Origin of the sequence: Enterobacter sp. E1 (assembly GCF_016809815.1) — a bacterium.
Lineage (GTDB): Bacteria > Pseudomonadota > Gammaproteobacteria > Enterobacterales > Enterobacteriaceae > Enterobacter > Enterobacter adelaidei.
The window spans coordinates 1-5866 of sequence record NZ_JAFBJM010000017.1; the positions used below are offsets into that span (position 1 = coordinate 1).

The following is a 5866-nucleotide window of genomic DNA, read 5'->3' on the forward strand; positions in this document are numbered from 1 at the left end:
AGGACTTTAATTTCCATACGAATCTCAAAAGTGATCATAAGCTCCCCTGTATTCAGAGGAGCAGATTAACCCCTGGATCAATTTTCAACCGTTGGGGTGGATCAGTTTTGCACCGTTGGTAACAGCAAGAGCAGGGAGACCTGAAGGTGGTGCTACTCCACGTCCATACACTCCACGTCCCAGAAGTGGTCTTACAGGCGCTGACAGTATCCATGACCTTGTACACCGTCAACAGACCTCTGCATTCTTCGGGCAGATGCAGCTACGTACACCAGAGACAGCAGCAGCCTATACAGCCCGTCTGAACGCTCTACGTGACCAGCACATCAGCAGTGGTGCAGGTGACGTTAACACCTTCAGACGGAATCTACGTGAACTGAACTTTGAGTTTGCACAGCAAGCACGAGCAGCATCACACCAACGCGCTCAACAGCGTATGACTGCAATGGAGGGTTCAGGCGCTTTCTCTCGCTTATCAGTTGCTGCAACATCATTAGCTGCTGGTTTCTTGACTCTTCAGAAAGCAGTGGAATTATTCGGTGAGTCACTTCAGGAAGGTAATAAACGTGCCCAGGCGCGTACAATGCTTTCTTCAGCTTATGGTGCTGATACACAGGCCATCACAGCGGCAGTGAATGATTACGCTAACCGTTACGGTGCAGATAAGGCTACAGCCCAGCAACAAGCAGCACAGTTACGATTCACCCTGCCTGAAAAGCAATTCTCTAACACTGATATCCCTACGCTTTTAGAGACCGAATCAGTATTTGCGCACCAGACAGGTATGACTGCTGATAGTGTTGAGCGTTTCAACTATGCCTTATCCCAGATTGCAGCAAGCTCTAAATTAATTGGACAGGACTGGCTCCAGGTCGTGAACGCAAGTCCCGCTTTAATTAAACCTCTTGAGAAACTTACGGGGACAAGTGATACACGTCAGTTACGTGAAAAGCTTAAAACTCTGACAGGTGGTGAGGTCGCTAAACTCATGGTGACCGCCATGGAAAACCTGAATAAGTCAACAGGTGCAGCAGCTAAGGCTATGAACTCTATGCAAGCAACGCAAGGGCGCTTTGCCAATGCACAGAAAGACAGCATGGAGCAATTCTATAATGGCTTTAGCGGTGGGTTTAAACGCCTCCTGAACGCTCTGACAGGGATTCTTGGTGACAATGGTGATGTGTTCCTGTGGCTGGGTAAAGTGCTGGGTGGGTTCTTTAATACGCTTGCAGAGTATGTGTATAAGCTCGATGACTGGATTTCTACAGCAAAAGCTTTCTACGCTGATTTCTCTGATATGTGGACTGACTTCTATAAAAACCTCCCTGAACCAGTCCAGAAGGCACTAGACACTATCGGTGACATCTTTAAAACGTGGGCTTTAGGTATGCTTGCTACTGCGGCACTATTTGGTGGAGCTGGCGTGGCTAAAAAGGGTGGTTCATGGATGATGAGATTGCTTGGTCTTGGTGGTGGTGTAGCCCTTGCTGAAGGTGGTGCTGTAGCTGCTGCTGGTGCCCCTTTATTGCCTATCGCTGGAGCATCACTGTTAACCTATCTCGGATTAAAAGAGGCAGGGTACGAGCCTGGTTATGTGCAAACTAACGAAGAGGGGATTCCTGGTGTACCCGCTAAGAACTCTCGTCTGAATCAATTCCTTGATTGGGCTGGAGCAAATCTAAGTAGTGTTGCGGGTAACTATACTGGAATGTCTACACTTCCTGGCTTGTCATCACAGCAAGCTCCTTCAATCCCACAGACACAGAAAATTGAAGTCACGATGTCTCAGGTACAGTTTGCACCATTAACCCTGAATATCCCGATGCCTGACGGCAGTACGTACACCACACAGGCAGAAGTAAAGAATATGATGGCTGGCCACATGGAAAGTATTCTGATGACCTCTCAAGGGTTGGCTGGCGGCTGGCAGGTCCCAGGCCAAAATGCTGGGTTCTCCCCATCACTGCTCAAGCGCTGAGAGGGAATTTGGGGTGCGTAACCATCACACCCCAGAGGTTTAGCTTGTGAAATCAAAAATCACACGCCCTTTCGAAGCGGTTGCTATTGCCTGAAGGGTGAGAGACTGAAGTGATGAGGCGTTGCGTATAGTGATAGGCGCTCCTGAAGTGCTTCGATTGCCCGCTATGCCCGCAATGGTCTGAAGTTCGAGACTTGTATGGTTTCGGGCATCTAAAATCATGCCGGAGCCACTGGTGGCGAGAGCTTGCAGGGTCAGACTATTAAGCATTTGGTCTCCTGAGTGTTTTAATTGCTGGTGGCGTCTCAGTTGGTTCATCTGGGACGCAAAGGTCTATATGTCACACAAAATGAAGGGAAAAGCAATTAAGGCGTTAATGAATATGTGATAGGGGATTGGCGCAACAACGGGATTGTTAAAAAGCACTTATAATCGTTTTATATAACAATTTGGTAACAAAAATATAACAATTTGTTGACAATCAACCTCTGTTCTGGTACTATAGTTCTTAGTGGCTTTAAGGTTTATTTCTATTTTTGAGGTGTTAATGTATGACCAGTTAAAAATTAATCGTCAGTACGGATTACCTGATAGTTTCAGAGTCCCAACAGAGCAAGATATCAAAAAAGCTGTACAAGAAGTTCTCGAAGAAATCCTCCCATCTGCACCAGCGCCATTATCCAATCCAGCAGTGACCATTACCAAGACTGGTAAGCAACGTAAGCCTCGCACGGGCAAAGAGACTCCTAACCTCTTCCATGCTGAGTTCAGACATATTCACAGTTATGACAATATGCCGTCTACAGTGGAAGATATCTTCATGGGGGCTGTAAGACAGACTACAACAGGTTCTAACTTGAACCCGTATGTTGTTTTCAATCTGCTGAAGTCTCTAAACACGGTTTCTACAGAATCTGTTTACATGGCGGTTAACTGTCGCAGACCGAAAGCAGAGCACATTGATGTAAGATACGCTCAACTGTTAGCTTGCGCTTGTCGGAATGTCATCAGTGCTTTTGAACATCACTCAGAAGTCAAAAATATAACGAGTTATTATATAGAGGGAACTCTATACGATGACTTTGACATTGAATCTGATGCGGAAGGTTACAGAAACCATATTCAGCCAGTCCAGACTCCTGAGCAGAAAAGGGAGTTACTTGTTCAGGCTGGATTAACACCATCTCAGGTTGAAACTCATATGAACGGTGAAAAGGTTGTGTGGGGTTTCAGCATTCGCTCTAGAGCTGGGATTTCTATTCAGCTTGTTTCTGACTACCCCCTTGAACACAGTGACCCTGATAATGTGGGTAGTCTTCAGTGGTTACCTGAACTGCAATGTTACGTTGATTCGAACACAGGCGAAATGTTCGGTTGGTAAGTCAAAAATATAACGAGTTATATATAAGAGAGCCTCTGATTAGTTTTTCTGTACAGCTACGGGAGTCATCGAGCATGGCGACCATAGGCTACACGGCGAAGCGAGAGCCGTCTTTTGCTGTGACCAAATTCTTACCCTACTGAACAGACCATTTATCAAACTTAAAACCCTTCTTCGTCACTCACTATGACTCATCTTGTCCACTGATAAGTCTCTGTTCAGAAACATGAACAAAGCCACTTATACGTGAGCATCGAGCTAATGATGAGCGAGAGAAAAGGTTAACAAACACTGTTTACCCATCACATCATCATTAATCGGATTTTCCAAATCCTCCAATGGACTACAGAAACAAGGTTAAAGCCATGGCATACACACCTGACCAAATCAGACAAATTGAAATCAACATGAATCGTAAAGCTGCCCGTATAGCGAGGCATTTTATCTTTTATCAATTCAATAATCCGCAATTTGAAGACCCAATCTTTGAGTGCAACCAATCTTTATACAACCGTGTGCTGCTGAAGATTCAGGAATACACCGGAGTAAATACCTAATGAACATTACCCCCGAACACATCAATCTTTTTAAATTCGCAACACAGAAGAGGAGCACTGATGAACTTGTGACTAATGTCCTGCGGTTGAAAGCTGAATGCAAAACACATAAGCAAATCGCTTCTATCCTTGGCGTTTCACCCAGCTACGTGAATCACATCATTACTCAGACTCGTAAAGCTGCACACTCAATAAAATGAGTTAACTTATTGATTTGTTGTTGTATTTTTGGTGTCTCTTTAGATGCTGTAATACTTCAACCTTCGATATGATTTCCCACTTACCCAACCCCATAAAAGACACACAACATATAGAGGTCTTAATGACTACTAACACAACATCCGGTGATTCATCTGTTCAGGACATTGAACAGCCATCCCTAGCTCAGGAATGGTTTACAGCTATCCTTACCGGAGACTCTAAGAAGCTCCTGACCTATGGCCTGACGAAAGAGCAGGTCAAAGAACTCGATACAACATCAGCACGTTCAGATGCTGCTAAGCTGCTTTTACAGTCAGAGAACACAAAAGCAAGGTCTACTTCTAAGCGCGTTCAGGCTGCTGCTGTTCTTGGTGATAAAGAACCTCAGACGGTGACCCCTCCACAAGCTGGTAAGAAAGCCACTTTTAACCCAACCCCTTCAAAGACCACCCTCAAAGCTGTCTGACACCCAGGCTACTCAGCTAAACTCTCTTTTCACATAGGGTATGCCTTATCTGAAGGCTACAATTCATGAAAATCTCGTTCACAATGGGTTGTTTTAGTTGACTCTATGTGGTTATTTCACGTATGGTTGTTGCATTGAAACCCAATGTGAAAATCATCATGAAAACAGCCCATCTCTATCTTCGTGCTTCGACTGATGACCAGGATGCATCCCGCGCTTTGCAGACGGTCACAGACTTTGCAGCTAAGAACGGTCTGACAACTACAGCGACATATATTGAGAACTTCTCTGGTGCAAAGCTTGAGCGTCCTGAACTGAACAGACTCTTATCACAGGCAGAGCAGGGTGACTTGATTATCGTTGAGTCTATTGACCGCCTGACTCGTCTTCCTGCTGACCAGTACGAAGCGCTAAAAGCTCGTATCAATGAGCGTGGTTTGAAGGTTGTCGCTGTCGACCTGCCCACCAGCCACGGAGCACTTAAAGCTGATGCTGATGACCGCATTGTTCAGCTTATTAATGGTCTCATGATGGATATTGCAGCACATTACGCCCATGAAGATTATACAAAGCGCCGTAAGCGTCAGGCAGAAGGTATCAGCAAGGCAAAGGAGCAGGGGAAGTATCAGGGAAGACCAGCAAACACAGTGCTACGTGACAAGATTTCAACCTATCTTGGGAAAGGTGGGTATACCTATGCGGAGATAGCAAAACTCTGTGATTGTTCACTTGGTATGGTGGCAAAGGTTAAAGCACTACAGACCCAATAAGACCACGTCATAACTCCCCATTGCAGACTGCCTTAGGGCGGTCTTTTTCGTATCTCCCCCAATACTTTAGGATTTTGCTAGGAAGAGTAACTGACTCTGCCAGCCCTACTAAGCACGTCGACAGTCTGACTGATACTTCTTGGTAGACAGGCCACCGACGGATTTATCAGTGGCTACTGGATTTTTATGAGAAGAAAAAAAACAACAATAAGTCACTCAATCATATTGATTTTGTTTCCTTCCCACTCAATAATTTTATCTATTTTCCCATCAGAACCTGCCTGAAAAGCAACGGCATTACGGCGGGAACCAGGTAAGACCCATTTCACTCCGTCCCATTGGTAACCTGCTTTCTTGGCCTTACGTTCTGCACTGGTAACACTACGTGACCTGCTCCCCGTTGATTAATACACCCCGATGTTAGTAATGTCTTCATAAGCCACATGAGGACATCCCCATGAAGAAGCGTTTTTCCGACGAACAGATCATCAGTATTCTTCGCGAAGCGGAAGC

General features: G+C 45.4%; 6 protein-coding genes. 5 read left to right on the forward strand and 1 reads right to left on the reverse strand.

Annotated features, from left to right (window positions below):
* Positions 1 to 436: 436 nt before the first annotated feature.
* Positions 437 to 1978, forward strand: coding sequence for a tape measure protein (locus tag JGF26_RS22255; protein WP_167587233.1), 1542 nt, complete (start codon positions 437 to 439; stop codon positions 1976 to 1978).
* Positions 1979 to 2017: 39 nt separating this feature from the next.
* Here the strand turns inward: JGF26_RS22255 and JGF26_RS22260 are convergent, their stop codons facing one another.
* A complete protein-coding gene (locus JGF26_RS22260; RefSeq protein ID WP_134708780.1) occupies positions 2018 to 2248 on the reverse strand; it encodes a hypothetical protein in 231 nt (76 codons plus the stop codon).
* A 277-nt stretch (positions 2249 to 2525) separates the two neighbouring features.
* Between JGF26_RS22260 and JGF26_RS22265 the strand changes: the two genes are divergently transcribed.
* From JGF26_RS22265 to JGF26_RS22280, 4 genes are all read left to right on the forward strand, one after another.
* Positions 2526 to 3359: a hypothetical protein gene (locus tag JGF26_RS22265; RefSeq protein ID WP_134708778.1), complete on the forward strand. Its 834-nt coding sequence runs from the start codon at positions 2526 to 2528 to the stop codon at positions 3357 to 3359.
* Between the two features lie 365 nt (positions 3360 to 3724).
* The gene (locus JGF26_RS22270) at positions 3725 to 3916 is read left to right on the forward strand and encodes a hypothetical protein (RefSeq protein ID WP_134708776.1); all 192 of its coding nucleotides are present in this window, start codon (positions 3725 to 3727) and stop codon (positions 3914 to 3916) included.
* 322 nt (positions 3917 to 4238) lie between these two features.
* Positions 4239 to 4583 carry a hypothetical protein gene (locus JGF26_RS22275; RefSeq protein WP_134708775.1) on the forward strand — a complete coding sequence of 115 codons (345 nt, stop codon included), beginning with the start codon at positions 4239 to 4241 and terminating at the stop codon, positions 4581 to 4583.
* 122 nt (positions 4584 to 4705) lie between these two features.
* Positions 4706 to 5353, forward strand: coding sequence for a recombinase family protein (locus tag JGF26_RS22280; RefSeq protein WP_238934341.1), 648 nt, complete (start codon positions 4706 to 4708; stop codon positions 5351 to 5353).
* Positions 5354 to 5866 lie beyond the last annotated feature (513 nt).

Bases quoted from the DNA above. Each gene is read 5' to 3' on its own strand.
- JGF26_RS22255 (WP_167587233.1), top strand. From the start codon at position 437: ATGACTGCAATGGAGGGTTCAGGCGCTTTCTCTCGCTTATCAGTTGCT.
- JGF26_RS22260 (WP_134708780.1), bottom strand. From the start codon at position 2,248: ATGCTTAATAGTCTGACCCTGCAAGCTCTCGCCACCAGTGGCTCCGGC.
- JGF26_RS22265 (WP_134708778.1), top strand. From the start codon at position 2,526: ATGTATGACCAGTTAAAAATTAATCGTCAGTACGGATTACCTGATAGT.
- JGF26_RS22270 (WP_134708776.1), top strand. From the start codon at position 3,725: ATGGCATACACACCTGACCAAATCAGACAAATTGAAATCAACATGAAT.
- JGF26_RS22275 (WP_134708775.1), top strand. From the start codon at position 4,239: ATGACTACTAACACAACATCCGGTGATTCATCTGTTCAGGACATTGAA.
- JGF26_RS22280 (WP_238934341.1), top strand. From the start codon at position 4,706: ATGGTTGTTGCATTGAAACCCAATGTGAAAATCATCATGAAAACAGCC.